Source organism: Streptomyces sp. NPDC038200 (assembly GCF_055600785.1).
In genome coordinates, this window is sequence record NZ_JBVJYH010000003.1 from 119,322 (window position 1) to 141,168 (window position 21,847).

The following is a 21,847-nucleotide window of genomic DNA, read 5'->3' on the forward strand; positions in this document are numbered from 1 at the left end:
AGGGACGCTGATGCGTTGGGACGGGATACAAGTCTCTGACGAGCCCGCTGTCAATACTTTGTTAAGACATCATTTCACGAGCAGGTCCGAATGTAATGACAAATCACGGACACCCTCACCTCCCCGGACCCGCTCCCGAGAGGTCTGAGCCCAGTACACCGCACCCCGCGACCGACGGCACCGGGTGATCGCACGCCCGACCGCCGCGCGACACCCCTGCCCACTGGGCACCCCGGTACGCCTTCGCGTTCCAGCCGCTGGTCAGCACCTGAAACGGAAGCATCCCTTTCATCTGAGCCGGAACCGTCCGGTTCACCCGGGGCGTATCCACCGCTTTCACACAGCCCCTCGGCCGCGCGCGCCGCGGGGGGCAGCGGCGTCCGCACACCCTCAACGGCGCAGGTGGCGATGACGATTACGTTTCGGGCAAGAGACACCCGAGTCCGACCGGAGCTATTGACGCATGCGCGGAACGGGGGCTGTTATTACGCCCACGATGTTCGGTCGAGTTGGTTTCTGAGCGGTTTCGAGGACCTTTCGGTGATCAACTCATCCCCTTGGCCGAACCCTGTTTCTTCAGGAGCAGCCATGCGCCTCTCCCCCTCCGGTCTTTCCCTCCCCGGTCCCAGCCGACGTTCCCTGCTGCGCGGAGCCGGCGGTACCGCCCTGCTCGCCGGCGCCGGCATACCCCTGCTGTCCGCCTGCGGGGGCAGCGGTTCCGGCTCCGACCCGAAGACCGTCACCGTCGGCTCCAACGCCTCGGACGCGGTGCCGAAGGCGGCGTTCGAAAGCGTCTACGCGGCCTTCAAGAAGCGGTCCGGCATCACCGTGGATCTGAACACGAAGGACCACAACACCTTCCAGGAGCAGATCAACTCCTATCTCCAGGGCACTCCGGACGACGTGTTCAACTGGTTCGCCGGTTACCGCATGCAGTTCTTCGCGGCGAAGAAGCTGGCCACGCCGATCGACGACGTGTGGGCGAAGATCGGGGACAACTTCCCCGAGGCGATGAAGAAGCTGAGCAAGGGCGAGGACGGCAAGTACTACTTCCTGCCGCTGACGACGTATCCCTGGGCGATCTTCTACCGCAGAAGCGTCTTCCGGCAGCACGGTTACAAGATCCCCGCCACCTGGGACGACTTCGTCGCCCTGCTGAAGCAGATGAAGAAGGACGGCCTGGTCCCGCTCGCCTTCGGCGACAAGGACGCCTGGCCGGCGATGGGCACCTTCGACCAGATCAACTTCCGTCTGAACGGATACGACTTCCACGTCGAACTGATGGCGGGCAAGGCGTCCTGGACCGACGCGAAGGTGAAGGACGTCTTCGACCACTGGGCCGAGATCCTCCCCTACCACCAGGACGGCTTCATGGGCCGCACCTGGCAGGACGCCGCGCAGACCCTGGTCTCCAAGAAGGCCGGCATGTACCTCCTGGGCTCCTTCGTGGCCCAGCAGTTCACGAACAAGGCCGACCTGGACGACCTCGACTTCTTCCCCTTCCCGGAGATCAACTCCGCCTACGGCCAGGACACGGTCGAGGCGCCGACCGACGGCTTCATGGTGAGCAAGTCCCCGAAGAACCACGCGGGTGTCGTGAAGCTGCTGGAGTACCTGGGCAGCCCGGCCGCCGAGGAGCTGTACCTCAAGACCGACCCGAGCGTGGTGGCCGCCTCCAGCAAGGCCGGCACCTCCGCGTACTCCGCCCTGCAGAAGAAGGCGTTCGAGATGATCGGCGGCGCCAAGAGCCTCACCCAGTTCATGGACCGCGACAGCCGTCCCGACTTCACCTCCACGGTGATGCAGCCCGGCCTGCAGAAGTTCCTCCAGAACCCCAAGGGCGTGGACGGCCTGCTGTCATCGGTCGAACGCCAGAAGAAGACCATCTTCGCGTCCTCGTGAGCGGCCCGATGACCACCGACACGACGACGAAGGCCCCGGAGGCGGCAGCCGTGCCGCCGCCGGGGGCCGCACCCGAGAAGAAGCGGCTCACGCACGGCCACCGACGCCTGCTGACCCGCCGTGACCGGTTCACGCTCGCCGTGATGGCGGGCGTGCCCACCGTCCTGCACGTGCTCCTGGTGTGGGTCACCGCCATCGCCTCGATCCTGCTCGCCTTCACCACCTGGGACGGCATCGGGTTCGACTCGATCAAGTGGGTCGGCCTGGACAACTTCCGACAACTCTTCGCCGACAACCCGCAGTTCTGGCCGGCCGTCCAGCACAACGTCATCTGGTTCGTGGTGCTGATCCTGGTCCCGACGCCGTTCGGCCTGTTCCTCGCCGTGCAGCTGGACAAGCGGATCCGTTTCACCCGGGTCTACCAGACCGCGTTCTTCCTGCCCGTCGTCATCTCGATGGCGTGCATCGGCTTCGTCTGGCAACTGGTCTACAACCCCGACACGGGCCTGATCAACAGCGTCATCGGCGCCAACGAGCCGGGCCACTACATCGACTGGATCGGCGACCCCGACCTCAATCTGTGGGCCGTGCTGATCGCCGCGTCCTGGCGGCACGCCGGCTACATGATGATCCTGTACCTGGCCGGCCTGAAGAGTGTCGACCCGTCGCTGCGGGAGGCGTCCGCGCTCGACGGGGCGAACGAGTGGCAGACGTTCCGGCACGTCATCTTCCCGACCCTGCGCCCGACCAACACGGTCGTCCTCGTCGTCACCATCATCGAGGCGCTGCGCGCCTTCGACCTGGTCTTCGTCTTCAACAAGGGCGCCCAGGGGACCGAGCTGCTGTCGATCCTGGTCACCAACAACATCATCGGCGAGTCCAGCCGCATCGGCTACGGCTCCGCCATCGCCGTCGTCCTGCTGGTGATCTCCCTCGCGGTGATCATCCCGTATCTCATCGCCACCTTCCGGAAGGAGCGGCGCGCATGAGCACCGTGAGCGCGGCGGGAAAGCGGCGTGCCCCGGTCCGGCCGGCCCGGATCCTGCTGCACGTCTTCCTCGCGGGCACCGCCCTGGCCTGGCTGGCGCCCCTGCTCTGGGCGGTCTTCTCCGCCCTGCGCCCGTACAGCGAGACCAGCGCGAAGGGTTATGTGTCCTGGCCGGACACGCTGAACTTCGACAACTTCACGAACGCGTTCCAGCAGTCGGACATGACGCACTACTTCGGCAACACGCTGGTGATCGCGATCCCGGCCGTGCTGCTGACGCTGTTCCTGTCCTCCTGCGTCGCCTTCTACGTCAGCCGGTTCGACTTCCGTCTCAACCTCGCGCTGTTGCTGGTCTTCACGGCGGGCAACCTGCTGCCGCAGCAGGTCATCATCACCCCGCTGTACCGGCTGTACCTGCTCACGGACCTGCCGGGCATCACCGCGAGCGGCAAGCTGTACGACTCCGCGCTGGGCCTGGTCCTCATCCACGTGGCGTTCCAGTCCGGCTTCTGCGCGTTCGTGCTGAGCAACTACATGCGTTCGCTGCCGCACGAGCTGACCGAGGCCGCCCTCGTCGACGGCGCCTCGGTGTGGCGGCTGTACTGGCAGATCACGCTGCCGCTGTGCAAGCCGGCGATGGCGGCCCTGGCGACCCTGTTGTCCATCTGGATCTACAACGACTTCTTCTGGGCGCTGGTGCTGATCTCCACCGGCGAGAACATGCCGATCACCTCGGCGTTGAACAACCTCTCCGGCCAGTACTTCACGGATCCCAACCTGGTCGCCGCGGGCTCCCTGCTGACCGCGATCCCGACGCTGGTCGTCTACTTCGCGCTCCAGCGCCAGTTCGTCAGCGGCCTGACCCTGGGCTCCAGCAAGGGCTGACACACCCGCAGCCGCGATCGCTGCGGCTGCGGCTGCGGGAGCCGCGCGGTCAGTGAGCGGCGTCCAGCCGGGCCCGCTGTTCCCCGGTGAGTTCCAGGTCGACGGCTGCGAGGTTCTCGTCGAGCTGGGCCACCGAGGAGGCGCCGGCGAGCGGTATCACGGGCAGCTCGCCGCCCAGTTGCCAGGCCAGTACCACCTGGTTGACGGTCGCCCCGGTCTCCCGGGCCACCTCGCGCAGCACGGCGAGGCGGGCCGGGGAGCCGGGGTGGTCGTAGTCCGGCGGCAGCGGCTTGTCGGCGCGGGTGTAGGCGCCGGCCAGCAGCGGTGAGTAGGCGACCAGGGTGAGGCCCGGCTCCGCCCGCAGGTAGCTGCGCAGCTGGGCGTCGGCGCCGCCGAGGCTGCCGTCCGGGAACAGCTCGCTGGGCACGTCCGTGCGGGGCCGCAGATAGCTGTGCTGGTACTGGAGGACCTCGTAGCCGGGCAGGCCCGCGGCTGCCGCGAGGGCGCGGGCCCGTTCCACCCGCCACACGGCGTGGTTGCTGACGCCGAGCAGGCCCACGGTGCCCTCGGCGACGAGCGCGGCGAAGGCCTCGACGGTCTCCGCCGGCGGGACGGCGGGGTCCTCGATGTGCGCGTAGAGCAGGTCCAGCCGGTCCACACCGAGCCGGTCCCGGCTGCGCTCGGCCGCCTCGCGCACGACCTTCGCGGACAGTCCCTCGGCGTTGTCGACGTATCCCGTGCCGGGTGCGAGGGGCCGGGCGCCCAGCTTGGTCGCGATGACGACCTCGTCACCGATGCCCCGGCTGCGCCGCCACCGCCCCAGCAGTTCCTCGCTCTGGCCGCCCTGGCTCCCGTCCTCCCAGAAGGCGTAGTTGTCGGAGGTGTCGACGAAGTTCCCGCCGGCCTCGACGTAGCGGTCGAGGACGGCGAAGGAGGTCTTCTCGTCGGTGCGCGACCCGAACAGCATCGCGCCGAGCGCGAGCACGCTCACCTCCCGGCGGGTGGCCGGGTCGCTGCCGATCGTGCGGTACTTCATGCTGGTTCCTCCCGTGCCTGGCTGGTGAACGCGAGTGTTCAGCGTGAAGTGCACTCCAAGTCAAGGGACTTGAAGAGTCGAGCGGCTGCTGGTGGGATGCCCGGCACCACGAACACCGTCGGTCCGGAGGTTCCTGTGCTGCGAGCGATCCTGACGGCAGGGGCGGTCGTCGCCGCGCTGCTCGTCCCCGCCACCGCCCACGCCGAGGGGACGGGGCCGGGCATACCCCGGCTCACCGACCGGCACGGGCGGGTGCTCACCCTGCACGGCTGGAACATCGAGGACAAGGCCCACCGCGGCGAGGAGGCCCTGTCCGGCATCACCGAGCGCCATCTGCGCGACCTGCGGGCCCAGGGCTTCGACGTCGCGCGGCTGCTGGTCTTCTGGGACGACCTGGAGCCCAGGCCCGGCCACTACAGCCGGCGCTACCTGCGCCGGATCGAGCGCGTCCTGGACTGGGCCGCGCGCTACGACGTCAGGGTCGTCATCGACGCCCACCAGGACGTCTTCGGGCCGGCCTTCGGTCACCGCGGGATACCCGAGTGGGCGACCAGGACCGACGGGCTGCCGTTCACCCCGCATCCGGACGACTGGTTCGCCGAGTACTTCGAGCCCGCCGTGCAGCGCGCCTTCACCCACCTCTACGAGGACGCGGACCTCCGCCGCGCCCAGGCCCGGATGTGGCGGACCCTCGCCGCCCGCTTCGCCCGTCATCCGGCCGTCCTCGGCTACGACCTGATCAACGAGCCGATGGGCGAGTCGCGCCCCGGCGAGGAGCCGGCGACGGCCGCCCGCCGGATCGAACGGGAGCAGCTCACCCCGATGTACGACCGGCTGGCCGACGCCGTCCGTGCGGCCGACCGGGACTCCTGGCTGTTCGTCGAGCCGACCCCGATCGTGGGCGAGGGCGTGCCGACCGGACTCGGCCGCGTCGACGATCCCCGGGTGGTGTACGCGCCGCACTTCTACAACGCCGCCATGGAGGCGGGCGCCGACTACGACCCGGGGGCGGGCTGGATCGAGGCGTACGAGCGGGCCGTCACCGAGTACCCGGAGCGCTACGGGGTCCCGGTGGTGGTCGGCGAGTGGGGGCCGCGGAACAGCGCCCTGCCGCACATGAACCGCTTCTACCGGGACGCGATGGCCTCTCTCGGCCGTTACGCCTCCGGCTGGGCGGGCTATGTGTGGTGCTACGGCGGCGGGTACTGCGCGGTCGACGGCACCGGCGCCTTCCGCGCCAACAAGGAGCTGACCGTCGAGCCGTACGCGGAGGCCGTGGCGGGTACGGTCCGCTCCGCCGGCCACGACTCCGGGGCGGGCGTGTACCGGCTGGTCTACCGCGCGGCGTCGCACGGCTCCCGGGTGACCGAACTGTCCCTGCCGCCGGGCAGCTGGCGGGTGGCGGCCGACGGCGGGGCGACCGTCGTACGGGACACGGCGGGCCGCGCCCGGGTCCTCGCGGCGCCGGGCAGCCTGGTGACCGTCACCGTGCGGCGCGGCTGACCGCGGTGGCGCCGGACGAGCGCTGTGGTCCGTCCCCCGTCGGCGGGGGGACGGACCACAGCGCCCCGGGGGTCAGGCCGCGGGGCTCGTCGGCCGCGCCGGCTCCTGCTCGAAGCGCGCGTGGAACCGACGGTTGTGGTCCACCGGGCGTTCGGGGCCGGTGAGTGTCACCGTCGCGGTCAGCCGGGCGTCGGCGCTGGACGCCGCCAGACGCAGGTGCAGCTCGCCCGGTTCGACCACCCGTCGTCCGTCACGGCCGGTGAAGGAGGCCAGATCGGCCGGCACGGTGACCCGCAGCCTGCGGGCCTCGCCCGGGGCGAGCGGGACCCGGGCGTAGCCGACGAGACGCTGCACCGGCTGCACGACGGAGGCGACCGGGTCGTGCAGGTAGAGCTGGACGACCTCGGTGCCGGCCCGCTCCCCCGTGTTGCGGACGGTGAGGGCGAGAGAGAACTCGCCGCCGGTGTCCGCCTCCGGCCGGTCGACCGTCAGGTCGCCCCATGCGAAGGAGGTGTAGGACAGGCCGTGCCCGAACGCGAAGGCCGGCGTGGGATCGATGCTGGACACGTCACCGGCCTGGGCGAGCCGGGCGCCGAGGTAGGTGGCGGGCTGGCCGTCGGCGTCGCGGGGCACGCTGACGGGCAGCCGTCCGGACGGGTCGGTCCGGCCGCTCAGCACGCCGGCGATGGCGGTGGTGCCCTCCTCCCCGGGGAAGAAGGACTGCACGATCGCTGCGGCCTCGTCCGCCGCCCGGCCGAGGGCGTAGGGCCGCCCGGCCAGCAGAACCGTCACCACCGGTGTCCCGGTGTCGAGCAGCGCGTCGAGCAGCCGTTGCTGGGCACCGGGCAGGGCCAGGGACCGCGCGTCGCAGCCCTCGCCGCTGGTCCCCCGGCCGAAGAGGCCCGCGCGGTCGCCGAGGGCCGCGACGACGACGTCGGCCCGGCGGGCGGTGTCGACGGCTTCGGCGATGCCGACGATGTCACCGTCGTCGACACCGGTGCCCTGGACGACGGTGACCTCCGCGTCGGGGAACTCCTTCCGGAGCGCGTCCTCCAGTGTGGGCAGGTCGATGCCGGGCGGTGTGTGGGGGTGGTGCACACCGACGTGCTGGGGGAAGGAGTAGCAGCCCAGTACGGCTGTGGGAACCGCCGCGTTGGGGCCGATCAGGGCGATGCGGCGCGGCCGGCCGAGGGGCAGGGTGCCGTCGTTGGCCAGCAGGACGACCGCTTCCTGCGCCACCGTGCGGGCCAGTTCCCGGTTCTCGGCGGTGTCCAGGTGCACGGTTCCGCGCAGGGCGTCGGGATCGTCCAGGTCGGCTCCCGCCAGTACGGCCGGGACCGGGGTCCAGTCCGCGTCGAGCAGGCCGAGCCGGGCCTTCTGCACCAGCACCCGGCGCAGTGCTCGGTCGACGAGCGCCTCCGGTACCCGGCCCGCGGCGACGGCTTCGGCGAGGGGCGCGCCGAACGTCTTCACGGTGGGCAGTTCCACGTCGACACCCGCGCGCAGGGCCGTGGCCGCGGCCTGCGCCCAGTCACCGGCGACTCCGTGCAGCGTCTTCAGGAAGGCGATGCCGAAGTAGTCGGCGACGACCGTGCCCTCGAAGCCCCAGGTGTCCCGCAGCAGCCCGGTGAGCAGGTCCTCGTCGGCCGCCGAGGGCATCCCGTCGGTGTCGGTGTAGGCGTGCATGACGGAGTCGGCTCCGCCCTCGCGTACGGCCATTTCGAAGGGGGGCAGGAGAACGTCCGCCCGTTCGCGCGGGCCCATGCCGACGGGTGCGAGGTTGCGGCCGGCGCGGGAGGCGGAGTAGCCGGCGAAGTGCTTCAGGGTGGCGACGACGCCGGCGGACTGCAGGCCCTGGACGTAGGCGGTGCCGATGCTGCCGACGAGGTAGGGGTCCTCGCCGATGGTCTCCTCGACGCGGCCCCAGCGTGCGTCGCGCACCACGTCCAGTACGGGCGCGAGGCCCTGGTGGACGCCGACGGATCGCAGGTCGCGGCCGATGGCGGCGGCCATCCGGCGGATCAGGCCGGGGTCGAACGTGGCGCCCCAGGACAGCGGGACGGGGTAGGCGGTGGCACCCCAGGCGGCGAATCCGGCCAGGCATTCCTCATGGGCCAGTGCGGCGATGCCGAAGCGGTTCGCGGCGGCGATCCGGGTCTGGGTGCGCAGCAGGGAGAGCGCGCCGAGCGCCGGGTCGACGGGCGCCGTGCCGAACGGGCGGGTCAGCTGCCCCAGGCCGGAGGGGAGCAGGGCGTCGAGGTCGACGGCCTCCTCCATGTCGTGCTGGTGCGGGGCGACCTCGCCGCCCTCGTCGGACGCTCCGACCCACACGCCGTACAGCTGGGCGGACTTCTCCTCCAGCGTCATCGCGTCGATCAGGGCGGACACGCGGGCGCCGATGTCCTGGGTCGGGTCGTTCCAGAGGGGGATCTCGGGGGTGGTCTCTACGGCCACGTTGGCGGTCACTTTCCTCCCATGCCCATCAGCCCCTGGACCAGGGCCCGGCGGGCGAACAGGTAGACGAGCAGGACGGGCACGATGGACAGCGTCACGGCTCCCAGCAGGCCGGGGATGTCGACGCCGTGTTCGGTCTGGAAGTTGTACAGACCCAGGGTGATGACCTTGGTGGAGTCGGACTGGGTCAGCACGAGCGGGAACAGGAAGCCGTTCCATGCCTGGAGCGCGGAGAACACCACGATCGTGGACAGGCCGCCACGCGAGAGCGGGACGACGAGCTGGAAGAACATGCGTCTCGGGCTCGCTCCGTCCATCGTCATGGCCTCGAACAGCTCCGGGGAGATGTCGCGCATGGCGCCACTGAGGATGAGCGCGGACATCGGCAGGCAGAACGCGGCGGTGGGCAGGATGACACCGAGGAGGTTGTCGTACAGGCCGGCCTCGCTGATCAGGTAGAACATCGGCACGATGACGGCCTGGGCGGGGATGGCGAGGCCCAGCAGGAACAGCCGGAAGATCTGCGAGGTGACGCGGCTGCGGCTGCGCACGATCGCGTAGGCCAGGGGGGGTACGAGCAGCAGCACCACACCGACGACGCAGACGGTGACGATGATGGTGTTGAGGAAGTACCGGCCGAAGCCCGAGTCGAACGCCCCGGTGTAGTTGTCGAGGGTGAAGTCGCCGGGGAAGGAGACCGGGCCGCTCTGCGCGTAGTCCTGCCGGGTGCGCAGGGTGGCGGCGAGCATCACGTACAGCGGCAGGCCCACCAGGACCAGCCAGACGATCGAGCCGGCCCCGGCCAGGTAGTTGGGGCGGCGCCTCATGACACCCCTTCCATGTCGCTGCGCATCTTGTCGTAGCCGGAGACGCGGACGACGATCAGCGAGACGACCGTGGCCGCGACGACCAGGCACAGGGCGATGGCGGATCCGGCGCCGAAGTCGAAGCCCTTGAAGGCTTTCTGGTACATGTAGTAGGCGCTGATCGTGGTGTCGGTGCCCGGTCCGCCCTGGGTGAGGATGAGCACGGTCTCGAAGGTGGTGAGCCCGCCGACGATCATCAGGATCATCGAGGTGACGACCGAGTTGCGCAGCTGCGGCAGCGTGATGTGGAAGAACTGGCGGTAGCGTCCCGCACCGTCGATCGCGGCCGCCTGGTACAGCACCGGCGGGACGGCCCGGGCGGCGCCCTGGTAGATGAGGGTGTGGAACGGGGTGAACTGCCAGGTGCTGACGAAGGCGAGCACCCCGAGGGCCGTGGCCTGTTCACCGAACAGGTTGCCGTCCCCGAACAGCCAGGTCATCCGTGCGGGGATGCCGAAGTTCGGATCGAGCAGCGCTCGCCAGAGCACCGACACCGCGGTGGCGGAGAGCAGCAGCGGGACGAAGTAGATCGCCGAGAGGACGGCGCGGTTGCGCTGGTGTCCGGCGGCCCAGACGCCGAGGACGATGCTGAGCGGGGTCTGGATCACCACGCCCAGGGCGGTGAGCAGCAGGGTGAGCCAGATGCTCTTGATCATCACCGGGTCGTCGAGGATGCGCTTCCAGTTGTCCGTCCCGACGAACCGGGGCGATCCCAGGCCGTTCCAGCTCATGAAGGAGAGCACCGCCACCATGATCAGCGGTGCGATGGCGAAGACGGCGAAGAACACGGTGGCGGGCAGCGCCCAGAGGAAGCCGGGGCGCGTGCCGTGGGCGGCGTAGGAGTTGTCCGGCCGCCTCCGGGCCTTCCCGGTGGCCGCGGCGGCGGGCGGAGCGCTCGTGAGCTGTGTGGTCATGAGCCGTTCATTCGGTCGGGAGGGCCTGCATGGCCCTGACGAAGCCGTCCGTGTCGAGCTGTCCGTTGAAGAACTGCTGGACGGCCTGGTGGATCGGCGTGATGGCGGACGGCGGGTAGGCCTGGTCCCAGGACAGCTGGAAGGACTTGGCCTTGGCGACGAGGTCGTACTGGAAGCGGGAGTACGCCGGACTGGCCGACGTGCCCAGGAACTTCGAGGTGTTCGTGGTGGTGGGCAGGTTGCCGATGGCCAGCTGCGCCTTGACGAACTCGTCGGAGTACATCAGCTTCAGGAACTCGGCGACCGCTTCGGGGTGCTTGGTCTTCTTCAGCACCGAGTAGAAGTTGTTGGTGTTGCCGACGACGTCCGACGGGTCGCCCTTGCCGCCGGGGACGGTCGGGAAGGTGCTGTAAGCCAGGCCGTCGGCGGCGAAGTCCTTGGCGTCCTGCTGCTGTTGGGCGTAGTACCAGGAGCCCATCAGCTCGAAGCCGGCCTTGCCCTGGGCCACCAGCGCGGGCGAGGCGCCGTTGGTGTACTTCACCGAGTCGTAGTTCTTGCCGAAGGCACCGGTGTCGACCAGTTCCTCGAGCATGCCGAGTGCCTTCTTGCTGTCCGCGCTCGCCCAGGCGTCCTTGTCGCCCTCCAGGGCCTTGCGGAACAGTTCCGGGCCGGCGACGCGGTCGTAGACGTACTCGAACCACATCAGCGTCGGCCACTGGTCGCCGCCGCCGAGCGCGATGGGGGTGACGCCCTCGGACTTGAGCTTCTTGACGGCGTCGAGGAGTTGGTCCCAGGTCTCGGGCTGCTGCGTGCCCGCCTCGTCGAGCACCTTCTTGTTGCTGAACAGCAGCACCGGCTGCGTGCCGCGCATGGGAACGCCGTAGGGCTTTCCGTCGACGACCGCGCTGTCGTAGACGCTGGGCAGGAATTTGTCGTCGAGGTTCGGGTCCTTCTTGACGAAGTCGTCCAGCGGCATCAGCAGCCCGGCCTTGACGAACGGCTGGATGCTGCCGCCACCCCAGTTGAAGAAGATGTCCGGCGCCTGTGGTGTGTTGATGATCGTCTGCAGCTTCTGCTGGTAGTCGGCGCCCGGGATGGTGTCGAGGACGGCTTTGGTCTTCGACGTCTTGTTGAAGGTGTCGATGATCCGCTTCTCCACCTTGTTGCTGGCGTCCCCGTAGACCAGCACGTGGATCCTGCCGTCGTCCGAGGAACCCCCGCCGCTTCCGTTCCCGCATGCGGCGAGACTCGCCGCCAGGGCGAGTGTCGCTCCGCAAGCGAGCACGCGGGGCATCCGTGTACGCATGGTCATCCGCCTTCCGAAAGTTTCGGATCTAGCGCCGAAAGTCCTGCGGCTGGACAGTAGGAGGCTGAGGAAGAGGGGGTCAACGGCCGTGCACCGACGCGGCCAAACCGTTATCCAGCGCCGTGGCCTATGCTGCGGCCATGCGCGAAGAAGCCCAGCTCGGCCGCAGAGTGACCTTGGCAGCCGTGGCCAGAGAGGCCGGCGTGTCCCTTCCGACAGTTTCGAAAGTTCTCAACGGTCGTTCGGATGTGTCCCCGGCGACCCGGGCCAAGGTCGAGCGCCTTCTGGAGATCCACGGCTACCGCCGGCGGGCCCCGGGGCCGCCACGGGCTCCGCTCCTCGAGATCGTCTTCCACGAGCTGGAGAGCGTCTGGGCGATGGAGCTGATCCGCGGCGTGGAGAACGTCGCCAAGAAGAACGACGCGACCGTCGCGCTCACCGAGAGCGGCACACGGCAGGCCCCGGGACCGGAGTGGATCGGGGGCGTGCTGCGCCGGCGCCCCCTCGGCGTACTGCTGGTCTTCTCCACGGTGCCGGAGGACGTGAAGAGGCGACTGCGGTCCCGGGCCATCCCGTTCGTCATCGTGGACCCGGCCGGCGATCCCGACCCCGACGTCCCGTCCGTCGGTTCGGCCAACTGGGCCGGAGGAATGGCCGCCACCCGCCACCTCACCGACCAGGGGCACGAGCGCGTCGCCATCATCACCGGTCCCGAGGACCTGATGTGCTCACTGGCGCGTCTGGACGGATACCGATCGGCGATGGCGATGGCGGGTCATGAACCGGACCCGGAACTGGTGCGTTTCGGCGACTTCCACGTCCAGGGCGGCTTCGAGCACGCCATGGACCTGCTGCGGCGGCCGGACCGGCCGACGGCCGTCTTCGCCGGGAGCGACCTGCAGGCGCTGGGCGTCCTGGAGGCGGCACGGGTACTGGGCCTGAGCGTGCCGGGGCAGCTGTCGGTGGTGGGGTACGACGACGTGCCGCCGGCCCGCTGGTCCAGCCCGCCGCTGACCACCGTGCAACAGCCGCTCCAGCGCATGGCCGAGGAGGCCGCCCGGATGCTGCTGCGGCCCACGGACCCCAGGAAGGGCGCGCTGCGCATCGAACTGGCCACGCACCTGGTGGTACGGCAGAGCACCGCGCCACCCGCGGCCGGCTGAAGTCCGTCCCGCGCCGGGTCAGACCTCCGCTCGGGCGGGCGGCCGGAAGCAGGCGAGGACGGTCTTGCCGTGCGGGCAGGAGCGGGCCTCCCAGCTGTCGGCCAGGGCGTCCATCAGCAGCATGCCGCGCCCGCCCGGCTGCAGGGCGCCGGGGTTCCGGGGTTCGGGCAGCACCGGGGACGTGTCGTGCACCGCGATGTGCAGGCACTCGTTGTCCCAGGACATCACCAACTGCGCGGTGCTGTGGGCGTGGACGTGCGCGTTGGTGACCAGTTCGGACACCACCAGCAGCACGTCGTCCGCCGTGTCGGTGGCGGACCAGCCCAGCTCGTGCAGATGGGCCCGCGCCCAGTCGCGCGCCGTCTTGACCTGACTGTCGAGCGGCAGCGAGCGCGCCCAGCCCACCGCGCGAAGCGAACGTTCGTCCACGATCTTCCCTGTCTGTGCCGACCGGACCGATTCCTCCATCCGGCTACCCGGACACGGCCCCGCTACGGCTGCGAGTTGGATCCGGGGCGCGGGCACACCCGGCGCGCCGGGCGGCAGGCGTCGAACCGGCGGCGGTATTCCCGGCCTCGTCGAGCCTTTCGAAAGTTTCTCCTCGTACGACAAGTGTCGCGTCACGCCGGACGGTCGCCATAGCGCCGTCAATCGTCGAGACGCGCGTCATTCCAGCCAATTCCGGGAAGCCATTCGAAAGTTTCGGATATACCACCCGGTCATAGCTATCAAGTTTCGATGAAGTTTCGGAAACAGACGCATTGACCGCCCTTTCGGCGCGGCCACATACTCTCCAGCAATCGAGCCCTCCCCCCGCGGGGACGACCCCTCCGTGGTGCATGACACGGACATGCCAAGGCGTCGCCGTGCCCGCCCGGGGTTCATCCGCTCACCGGCCCTCACCCAGGAGAAAGCATGGAACCGCACAACGCCCTGTCCCGCCCGATGAGCCGCAGGGGATTCCTCAACCGCGCCGGCGCCCTGGCGCTGGCCACGTCGGCATCCGGGCTGCTGCTGCCCGGTACCGCCCACGCCGCCACGACCATCACCACCAACCAGACCGGCACCGACAACGGCTTCTTCTACTCCTTCTGGACCGACGCGCCGGGAACGGTCTCCATGACCTTGAACTCGGGCGGCAACTACAGCACTTCGTGGCGCAACACCGGGAACTTCGTCGCCGGCAAGGGCTGGAGCAACGGCGGACGCAGGACCGTGACCTACTCGGGCAGCTTCAGCCCGTCCGGCAACGCCTACCTGGCCCTGTACGGGTGGACCTCGAATCCTCTGGTGGAGTACTACATCGTCGACAACTGGGGCACCTACCGGCCCACCGGCACCTACAAGGGCACGGTCACCAGCGACGGCGGCACGTACGACATCTACCAGACGACCCGGTACAACGCCCCGTCCGTGGAAGGCACCAGGACCTTCAACCAGTACTGGAGCGTGCGGCAGTCGAGGCGGACCGGCGGCACCCTCACCACCGGCAACCACTTCGACGCCTGGGCCCGCGCCGGCATGCCCCTCGGCAGCTTCAGCTACTACATGATCCTCGCCACCGAGGGCTACCAGAGCAGCGGCAGCTCCACCGTCACGGTCAACGGGTGACCGTCCCGCCCCGTGCGCTCATCCCCCCACCGCGGTCACGCCCCACCAAGGAGGACCCACCCGCATGCGCGCCGCACACCACCCCCTGCTGACCGGACTGGCCGTCGCCGCGACCGCCGTGGCCGGCACCCTCACCGCCGCGGCCGGCGCCGCTCCGGCACACGCCGCCGCCTGTTCCGGGTACGTCGGGCTCACCTTCGACGACGGCCCGTCGGCCGACCACACCCCCGCCCTGCTCAACGCCCTGCAGCAGAACGGCCTGCGGGCCACGATGTTCAACGAGGGCCAGTTCGCGGCCGCCTACCCGGCCCAGGTCCGGGCCGAGGTGAACGCCGGGATGTGGATCGGCAACCACAGTTACACCCACCCCCATCCGACCCAGCTGAGCCAGGCGCAGATCGACTCCGAGATCGCCCGCACCCAGCAGGCGATCGCCGCGGCCGGCGGCGGCACGCCGCAGCTGTTCCGCCCGCCGTACGGCGAGACGAACGCCACCGTCCAGGCGGTGGAGGCCAAGTACGGGCTGCGGCAGATCATCTGGGACGTCGACTCGCAGGACTGGAACGGCGCGAGCACCGACGCGATCGTGCAGGCCGTGTCCCGGCTCGCCAACGGCCAGATCATCCTCATGCACGAATGGCCGGCCAACACCCTGACGGCCGTCCCGCGCATCGCCGGGACGCTGGCGAGCAAGGGTCTGTGCGCGGGCCGGATCTCCCCGCAGACCGGCCGCGCCGTGGCCCCCTGACCACGGGTGCCCGCTGACGCGCATCGGCACCACCGGCCTCCGGCCGCCCCGCGAGAACGGGTCGGGGGCGGTTCCGGATCCGTCCGGAACCGCCCCCGGCCGCCGTGTCCGCGCAAGCCTGCTCGGGCCTGCACCGCCCGCCCGTGGCCGGTCCGGTCCCCGCGGGGTCCCCCGTACGGCCCCGGGAACAGGGACGCCGGGAACGACGAAGAGGCCCTGCCGGATCACTCCGACACGGCCTCCGACCTGCGTTTCGGCAAGTCGGGACGACAGGATTTGAACCTGCGACCCCTTGACCCCCAGTCAAGTGCGCTACCAAGCTGCGCCACGTCCCGTTGCGCTCACTCGCGGTGTCCCGCGTGATCGTGCGAACAGAACTTTACCCCACGTCCGGGGGTGAGCCGAAGAAGGCCCGGTCGGGGCGGTGGACAATCGGCGGTATGACGAACGCGGGCGCATCGGATGCGAGGGACCGGGACACGGACGGGCGGGCCCGGAACGCGCGGCCCCGGGACGGGCTGGGGCGTCCGCTGCCGTACGGCGCCGAGGGCGTCGCCCGGCAGCCGGAGGGGGTCCTGCGGGCGCCGCGGGAGACGGTCGCCGAGGCGCAGGAGCTGCTGGCGGCGGGACGGCCGTTCCACGCGCACGAGGTGTTCGAGGACGCCTGGAAGTCGGGCCCTGAGGACGAGCGCGCGCTGTGGCGGGGGCTGGCCCAGCTGGCGGTGGGGCTCACTCATGCGGCCCGGGGGAACGCGGTCGGCGGCGCGCGGCTGCTGCGGCGGGGCGCGGGCGCGGTCGAGGGGTGGGAGACGGCACGGGGCGAGGACCGGCCCTACGGGCTGGATCTGCCCGGGCTCGCGCGGTGGGCGCGGGAGCTGGCGGGGCGGGTGGAGCGCGGTGCGGCGCCGGTGGACGCACGGGCCGAGGCGCCCCGGCTGGGCCCCTGACGGGAGCGCGCCGCGCGGCGCGTGGGACGCGGCGCGACCGGGGGCCGCGCCGCGGGGCGGGCGGAGGTGGTGGGCGCGCTGCCGGTGGCATGCGGCAGACTCGGGACGTGCGAAAGATTCATGTCATCGGCATCGGCGCGGGCGACCCCGACCAGCTGACCCTGCAGGCGGTCAAGGCGCTGCGGAGCACGGACGTGTTCTTCCTGCTCGAAAAGGGCGAGGTGAAGAACGACCTCACCGGGCTCCGCCGGGACATGCTGGACGCACATCTGCCGGCGGGGTCCTACCGGGTCGTCGAGGCCCGGGACCCGGAGCGGGACCGGAAGGCGGGCGGGACGGCCTACTCACCGGCCGTCGGGGACTGGCGCAGCGCCCGCGCCGGGATCTACGAGCGGCTGATCACCGAGGAGCTGGGCGAGGACGGCACCGGCGCCTTCCTGGTGTGGGGGGACCCCGCGCTGTACGACAGCACGCTGGGGATCCTGGAGGAGGTGCTGGAACGGGGCGCGGTGGAGTTCACGTACGACGTGGTGCCCGGCGTCAGCAGCGTCTCGGCGCTGGTGGCCCGGCACCGCACGGGGCTGAACCGGGTCGCCCGCCCCGTGCAGATCACCACGGGGCGGCGGCTGGCCGAGGGATTCCCCGAGGGGGTCGACGACGTGGTCGTGATGCTCGACGCCCACCAGTCCTTCCGGCGGTACACCGGGGAGGACATGGACATCTACTGGGGTGCCTACATAGGCACGCCGGACGAGATCCTCGTCTCCGGTCCGATCGCCGAGGCCGCCCCGCGCATCGAGCGGCTGCGAGCCGAGGCACGGGAGCGCAAGGGCTGGATCATGGACACGTATCTGCTGCGCAGAAACCCGGGTGAGCGGTAGGGGACGGTGGCGGGCGGGCCGCCGCGCGGGCCCTTCCGACCCGCCCGTGCGACCGCGCGCACGCCCCGCTCCCCCACCCGGGTGACCGTGGCCCCCCGAGGACCCGGTGCCGCAGGAGCACAAGGGTGAGCCTGCGAGGTCGCGGGGGCCGGCCGGCCGCTCGGGTCGCTACGGTCGGGCCATGGAATCCATGGCGTCCGTGCGTGCCGTCCTGATCGACGTCGACGGCGTCCTCACCGTGTCCTGGAAGCCGCTGCCCGGTGCGGTGGCGGCGCTGCACGCCGTGCGCGCGGCCGGGCTCGGCGTGGCGCTGGTGACCAACACGACGTCCCGGACCCGCGCGTCGATCGCCGAGACGCTGTCGGAGGCCGGTTTCGAGGTGGGCGCGCAGGACGTGCTGACCGCGCCCGTCGTCACCGCCGCGTATCTCGCCGAGCACTTCCCGGGCGCCCGCTGCCTGCTGCTGGGCAGCGGGGACATCGGCGCGGATCTGGGCGACGTCGCCCTGGTCGAGGAGGGTGCCGACGTGGTCGTGCTGGGCGGTGCCGGGCCCGGCCTGGACTATCCGGCGCTCAACCGGGCCTTCGGCGAACTCCGGCGGGGCGCACGGCTGGTCGCCATGCACCGCAACCTGTACTGGCGGACCGACGCCGGACTGCAACTGGACTCGGGTGCCTTCCTGCTCGGGCTGGAGGAGGCGGCCGGGGTGCGGGCGGAGGTCACGGGCAAGCCGTCCCGGGCGTTCTTCGAGACGGCGCTGGCCCGGCTGGGGGTGGGGGCGGAGCAGGCGCTGATGGTCGGCGACGACATCGAGTCGGACGTGCTCGCCGCCCAGCGGGCCGGGCTCACGGGCGTGCTGGTGAGGACGGGCAAGTACCAGGCGGAGACGCACGCGCACGCCACGGGCGCGCCGGACCACGTCGTGGACTCGTTCGCGGACGTACCGGAGCTGCTGGGGCTAGGGCAGTAGCAGTTGTACGCCGCCCACGACGGTCGCCCCGATGACGAGTTGTTCGAAGAGTCGCTGGTTGATCTTGTGCACGGCCCACTTCCCGAACAGCGCACCGGGCACGACGAACACCGCGAGCGCGGCGTCGAGGAGCAGGGAGTCTCCGTCGATCAGGCCGAGGCCCGCGCTGAACGGCACCTTGGAGACGTTCACGATGAGGAAGAAGAAGGCGGAGGTGCCCAGGAAGCCGAGCTTGCGGAAACCGGCGGAGAGCAGGTACAGCGACATCACCGGCCCGCCCGCGTTGGCGACCATCGTCGTGAACCCGCCGAGCACGCCGTACGAGCGGGCCTTCATCCGGCCCGCCCGGGTCGTGACCGCGTCCGGTGCCCGAGGGGTCTCGGCCGCCCGCCGGCGCCACACCGTCACGCCGGCCATCAGCAGCAGGATCGCGCCGATCGAGGTCCGTACGATCGCGTCGTCGGCCCACACCAGGAACAGCGTGCCGGCCACGACGCCCGCCGCCACCGCCGGGAACAGCCGCCACAGCGTGGGCCAGTGCGCGTGCCGCCGGTAGGTGAGGACGGCGAGCACGTCGCCGGTGATCAGCAGGGGCAGCAGCACCCCGGTGGAGGCGCGGGCGGGCAGGACGGCCGCGAAGACCGCCAGGCTGACCGTGTTGGCCCCGCTGACCGCGGTCTTGGAGAAGCCGACGAGCAGGGCCGCGAAGGCGAGCGCGGAGAACTCCCAGCCGGATATGTGCCAGAGCGTCATCGTGTTCATGTGGAGACCGATGCTATGCACACACATCCGTCGGCGTCAGGCCCGGCTCGCCGGTCGGTCCCTACCGGCCCGCGAGCCGGGCCCGCAGCTCCCGCTTGAGCACCTTCATGCTCGGCCCCAGCGGCAGCGCGTCCACGAACTCCACGCGTCGCGGGTACTTGTGCCTGCCCAGGTGCTCCTTGGACCACTCGGTGAGCGCGGCGGCGTCCGGTGCGGCGCCCTCGGCCGGGACGACGACGGCGCAGACCTCCTCGCCGTGCAGTTCGTCGGGCAGGCCGACGACGGCGACCTGGGCGACCGCCGGATGGCGCGTCAGGACCTCCTCGACCTCCCGCGGGTAGACGTTGTAGCCGCCGCGGATGATGACGTCCTTCTTGCGGTCGACGATCCGCAGGAAGCCCTCGTCGTCCTTGGTGCCCAGGTCGCCGGTGCGGAACCAGCCGTCCACCAGGGCCTCGGCGGTGGCCTCGGGGCGGCCGAGGTAGCCGGAGAAGACGTTGTGGCCGCGGATGACGACCTCGCCCAGCTCGCCGGCCGGCAGCAGCTCGATCCGGCCCTCCACCTCGGCCCGGGCGATCTCCACGTCGATGCCCCACAGCGGGTGGCCGACGGTGCCGGCCTTCGTGCCGAAGACGGGCTGGTTGACGGTGGCGGTCGGCGAGGTCTCCGACAGCCCGTACCCCTCGTGGATCCGCGCGCCGAACGCGGCCTCGAACCGCTCCAGTACGGCGACCGGGAGCGAGGCCCCGCCGGAGACGCACACCCGCAGCTCGGGGAGCCGGCCGGCGTCGGCCGCCGCGGCGGCGAGGGCGACGAACATGGTGGGCACGCCGTGGAAGGTGTTCACGTTCTCCCGCACCATCAGCTCGATGGCGCGGGCCGCGTCGAAGCGGGGCAGCAGCACGAGCGTGGCGCCGGCCCGCCAGGTGGAGTTGAGCGAGACCGTCTGGCCGAAGGCGTGGAACAGCGGCAGCGCGCCGAGGGCGATGTCGTCGGCCCGGATGTCGTTGGCGTCGAAGGCGTTGACGGTCGCGTTCATCACCAGGTTGAAGTGGCTGAGGACGGCGCCCTTGGGGACACCGGTCGTACCGCTGGTGTAGAAGATCACCGCGGGGTCGTCGGCGGCCCGGGTGACGTACGAGCGCAGCGGCTCGGCGTCCGCCGCGAGCTTGTCGAACTCCTCGCCCAGGGTGACGACGGGGACGCCCAGGGCGTCGGCGGCGGCGCGTCCGGTCCCGGCCTGCGCCGGGTGGACGAGCAGCAGGGTCGCCCCGCTGTCCTTCAGCACGTGCTCGACCTCGCCGGCCGACAGCAGCAGGTGCACGGGGACGACGACACCGCCCGCCGCCGCGATGGCGTAGTAGGCCACCGGGAACTCGGTGGTGTTGGGGGCCATCAGGGCGACCCGGTCGCCGGGCCGTACGCCGAGGCCGGTGAGCGCGCCCGCCCGGGCCAGCGCCCGCTGCCACGCCTCCGCGAAGGTGAGCCGCAGGTCGCCTTCGACGAGGGCGGTCCTGCCGGGACGGCGCCGGGCGTTCTCGGCGAGGATGGTGGCGACGGACAGGGTTGCCATGGGGTGCTGCTCCGTTCCTTGCTGCGGCTCGTGCTACCTGATCCCCCTGCGGGGAACCCCCGTTGAAGACCTCAGTGCCTCTCGACCAGCACCGCCGTGCCCTGGCCCACGCCCACGCACATCGTGGCGAGCCCGCGTTCCGCGCCGGTGCGCCGCATCCGGTGCAGCAGCGTGGTGAGGATGCGGGCGCCGGAGCAGCCGAGGGGGTGGCCGAGGGCGATGGCACCGCCGGTGGGGTTCACCAGGTCCGGGTCGATGCCCAGTTGGTCGACGCAGGCGAGTGCCTGCGCGGCGAACGCCTCGTTGAACTCGGCCTCCTGGAGGTCGCCGGTCTGCCAGCCGGCCCGGGCCAGGACCTTGCGGGTGGCGGGGACCGGGCCGAGGCCCATCACGTCGGGGTGGACTCCGGCGGAGGCGCCCGCGACGTACCGGCCGAGGGACTCCAGGCCCAGTTCGTTCAGGGCCTCCTCGCTGACCAGCAGCAGCCCCGCGGCCCCGTCGTTCATGGGCGAGGCGTTGCCCGCGGTGACGGTGCCGTCGGCGCGGAAGACCGGCTTGAGCCGGGACAGCTTCTCCAGGGAGGTGTCCTCGCGGACGCACTCGTCCTGCTCGACCACGACGCCGTCCGGGCGCTCGACAGGCAGGAGTTCGTCGTCGAAGTGGCCGTTCTTGCGGGCCGCGGCGGCGAGTCGGTGGCTGCGCAGCGCGAACTCGTCCTGGCGGGCGCGCGAGATGCCGTGGCGTACGGCGACCTCCTCGGCGGTCTCCCCCATGGAGAGCAGGCCGTGCAGCTCCTTCATCGCGGGGTTGACCAGCCGCCAGCCGAGCCGGGTGTCGTGGGTCTCGATGCGCTGCGGGAGGGCCTCGTCGGGGCGGGGCAGTACGAAGGGGGCGCGGCTCATCGACTCGGAGCCGCCCGCGATCACGATGTCGGCCTCGCCCGCGGCGATGGTCCGGGCGGCGGCGGTGACCGCTTCGAGTCCGGAGGCGCACAGCCGGTTGACGGTGGCACCGGGTACGGAGTCGGGCAGTCCGGCGAGGAGGGCGGCCATGCGGGCGACGTTGCGGTTGTCCTCGCCCGCCTGGTTGGCGGCGCCCCAGTAGACGTCGTCGATCCGGGCGGGGTCGAGCGCGGGCACGTCGGCCACCAGGTGACGGATCACGGTGGCGGCCAGATCGTCGGGGCGGACGGAGGAGAGGGCCCCGCGCAGCTTGCCGATGGGGGTGCGGCGGGCGGTCGCGAAATGGACGGGACGCACGGCGGGACTCCTGACCTACGACGCTGTGGATCAGCACGGACCTGACGCAGCACCCTTTAATTAGCACTGCTAGTTTTAG

At 70.9% G+C, this 21,847-nt stretch carries 18 protein-coding genes, 1 tRNA gene and 1 pseudogene; 10 read left to right on the forward strand and 10 right to left on the reverse strand.

Annotated features, from left to right (window positions below):
• Positions 1 to 588 precede the first annotated feature (588 nt).
• Genes ACZ7KF_RS07915 through ACZ7KF_RS07925 form a run of 3 tightly spaced genes read left to right on the forward strand, consistent with a single transcriptional unit; the run spans position 589 to position 3,775 of the window.
• The gene (locus ACZ7KF_RS07915) at positions 589 to 1,902 is read left to right on the forward strand and encodes an ABC transporter substrate-binding protein (RefSeq protein ID WP_471070184.1); all 1,314 of its coding nucleotides are present in this window, start codon (positions 589 to 591) and stop codon (positions 1,900 to 1,902) included.
• A gap of 8 nt (positions 1,903 to 1,910) precedes the next feature.
• Positions 1,911 to 2,891: a carbohydrate ABC transporter permease gene (locus ACZ7KF_RS07920; protein ID WP_471070186.1), complete on the forward strand. Its 981-nt coding sequence runs from the start codon at positions 1,911 to 1,913 to the stop codon at positions 2,889 to 2,891.
• Positions 2,888 to 3,775: a carbohydrate ABC transporter permease gene (locus ACZ7KF_RS07925; RefSeq protein WP_471070187.1), complete on the forward strand. Its 888-nt coding sequence runs from the start codon at positions 2,888 to 2,890 to the stop codon at positions 3,773 to 3,775. The genes ACZ7KF_RS07920 and ACZ7KF_RS07925 overlap by 4 nt, the downstream gene beginning before the upstream one ends.
• Positions 3,776 to 3,824: 49 nt before the next feature.
• Here ACZ7KF_RS07925 and ACZ7KF_RS07930 read toward each other — a convergent pair whose 3' ends face one another.
• A complete protein-coding gene (locus ACZ7KF_RS07930) occupies positions 3,825 to 4,811 on the reverse strand; it encodes an aldo/keto reductase (RefSeq protein WP_471070189.1) in 987 nt (328 codons plus the stop codon).
• Positions 4,812 to 4,946: 135 nt separating this feature from the next.
• On the opposite strand from ACZ7KF_RS07930, the gene ACZ7KF_RS07935 reads away from it, so the two are divergent.
• Positions 4,947 to 6,314: a cellulase family glycosylhydrolase gene (locus ACZ7KF_RS07935; protein WP_471070191.1), complete on the forward strand. Its 1,368-nt coding sequence runs from the start codon at positions 4,947 to 4,949 to the stop codon at positions 6,312 to 6,314.
• A 72-nt stretch (positions 6,315 to 6,386) separates the two neighbouring features.
• On the opposite strand, the gene ACZ7KF_RS07940 is transcribed toward ACZ7KF_RS07935, so the two are convergent.
• The 4 genes from ACZ7KF_RS07940 to ACZ7KF_RS07955 are packed head-to-tail and all read right to left on the reverse strand — an operon-like array spanning position 6,387 to position 11,860.
• Positions 6,387 to 8,780 carry a beta-xylosidase/alpha-l-arabinosidase gene (locus tag ACZ7KF_RS07940; protein WP_471070193.1) on the reverse strand — a complete coding sequence of 798 codons (2,394 nt, stop codon included), beginning with the start codon at positions 8,778 to 8,780 and terminating at the stop codon, positions 6,387 to 6,389.
• Positions 8,777 to 9,595 (reverse strand): carbohydrate ABC transporter permease, encoded by an 819-nt coding sequence (locus ACZ7KF_RS07945; protein ID WP_471070195.1) that lies wholly within the window; start codon positions 9,593 to 9,595, stop codon positions 8,777 to 8,779. Before ACZ7KF_RS07945 ends, ACZ7KF_RS07940 begins: the two co-directional genes overlap by 4 nt.
• Positions 9,592 to 10,548, reverse strand: a complete 957-nt coding sequence (locus ACZ7KF_RS07950) for a carbohydrate ABC transporter permease (RefSeq protein ID WP_471070197.1) — start codon at positions 10,546 to 10,548, stop codon at positions 9,592 to 9,594. The genes ACZ7KF_RS07945 and ACZ7KF_RS07950 overlap by 4 nt, the downstream gene beginning before the upstream one ends.
• Before the next feature lie 7 nt (positions 10,549 to 10,555).
• Positions 10,556 to 11,860, reverse strand: coding sequence for an ABC transporter substrate-binding protein (locus tag ACZ7KF_RS07955; protein ID WP_471070199.1), 1,305 nt, complete (start codon positions 11,858 to 11,860; stop codon positions 10,556 to 10,558).
• A 134-nt stretch (positions 11,861 to 11,994) separates the two neighbouring features.
• Here ACZ7KF_RS07955 and ACZ7KF_RS07960 point away from each other — a divergent pair, with 134 nt between their 5' ends.
• Positions 11,995 to 13,017: a LacI family DNA-binding transcriptional regulator gene (locus ACZ7KF_RS07960; protein ID WP_471070201.1), complete on the forward strand. Its 1,023-nt coding sequence runs from the start codon at positions 11,995 to 11,997 to the stop codon at positions 13,015 to 13,017.
• 18 nt (positions 13,018 to 13,035) lie between these two features.
• Here ACZ7KF_RS07960 and ACZ7KF_RS07965 read toward each other — a convergent pair whose 3' ends face one another.
• Complete coding sequence (locus ACZ7KF_RS07965; protein WP_471070203.1) at positions 13,036 to 13,446, reverse strand: ATP-binding protein; 411 nt, start codon at positions 13,444 to 13,446, stop codon at positions 13,036 to 13,038.
• 486 nt (positions 13,447 to 13,932) lie between these two features.
• Between ACZ7KF_RS07965 and ACZ7KF_RS07970 the strand changes: the two genes are divergently transcribed.
• Together ACZ7KF_RS07970 and ACZ7KF_RS07975 are read left to right on the forward strand one after the other, a co-directional pair.
• Positions 13,933 to 14,628, forward strand: coding sequence for a glycoside hydrolase family 11 protein (locus ACZ7KF_RS07970; protein WP_471070204.1), 696 nt, complete (start codon positions 13,933 to 13,935; stop codon positions 14,626 to 14,628).
• 64 nt (positions 14,629 to 14,692) lie between these two features.
• A pseudogene (locus tag ACZ7KF_RS07975) lies at positions 14,693 to 15,373 on the forward strand (polysaccharide deacetylase family protein); the annotation flags it as partial.
• Positions 15,374 to 15,637: 264 nt separating this feature from the next.
• Here the strand turns inward: ACZ7KF_RS07975 and ACZ7KF_RS07980 are convergent.
• A tRNA-Pro gene (locus tag ACZ7KF_RS07980) sits at positions 15,638 to 15,711 on the reverse strand.
• Between the two features lie 105 nt (positions 15,712 to 15,816).
• Here ACZ7KF_RS07980 and ACZ7KF_RS07985 point away from each other — a divergent pair.
• From ACZ7KF_RS07985 to ACZ7KF_RS07995, 3 genes are all read left to right on the forward strand, one after another.
• Complete coding sequence (locus ACZ7KF_RS07985) at positions 15,817 to 16,323, forward strand: DUF309 domain-containing protein (protein WP_471070206.1); 507 nt, start codon at positions 15,817 to 15,819, stop codon at positions 16,321 to 16,323.
• Positions 16,324 to 16,430: 107 nt separating this feature from the next.
• The gene (gene cobF, locus ACZ7KF_RS07990) at positions 16,431 to 17,204 is read left to right on the forward strand and encodes a precorrin-6A synthase (deacetylating) (protein WP_471070208.1); all 774 of its coding nucleotides are present in this window, start codon (positions 16,431 to 16,433) and stop codon (positions 17,202 to 17,204) included.
• 190 nt (positions 17,205 to 17,394) lie between these two features.
• Positions 17,395 to 18,174 carry an HAD-IIA family hydrolase gene (locus tag ACZ7KF_RS07995; protein WP_471070923.1) on the forward strand — a complete coding sequence of 260 codons (780 nt, stop codon included), beginning with the start codon at positions 17,395 to 17,397 and terminating at the stop codon, positions 18,172 to 18,174.
• Here ACZ7KF_RS07995 and ACZ7KF_RS08000 read toward each other — a convergent pair.
• From ACZ7KF_RS08000 to ACZ7KF_RS08010, 3 genes are all read right to left on the reverse strand, one after another.
• A complete protein-coding gene (locus tag ACZ7KF_RS08000; protein ID WP_471070210.1) occupies positions 18,163 to 18,936 on the reverse strand; it encodes a sulfite exporter TauE/SafE family protein in 774 nt (257 codons plus the stop codon). The two genes, ACZ7KF_RS07995 and ACZ7KF_RS08000, sit on opposite strands and share 12 nt — an antisense overlap.
• A 61-nt stretch (positions 18,937 to 18,997) precedes the next feature.
• Positions 18,998 to 20,509 carry a long-chain-fatty-acid--CoA ligase gene (locus tag ACZ7KF_RS08005; protein ID WP_471070212.1) on the reverse strand — a complete coding sequence of 504 codons (1,512 nt, stop codon included), beginning with the start codon at positions 20,507 to 20,509 and terminating at the stop codon, positions 18,998 to 19,000.
• Between the two features lie 71 nt (positions 20,510 to 20,580).
• Complete coding sequence (locus ACZ7KF_RS08010) at positions 20,581 to 21,768, reverse strand: thiolase family protein (RefSeq protein ID WP_471070214.1); 1,188 nt, start codon at positions 21,766 to 21,768, stop codon at positions 20,581 to 20,583.
• Between the last annotated feature and the right edge of the window lie 79 nt (positions 21,769 to 21,847).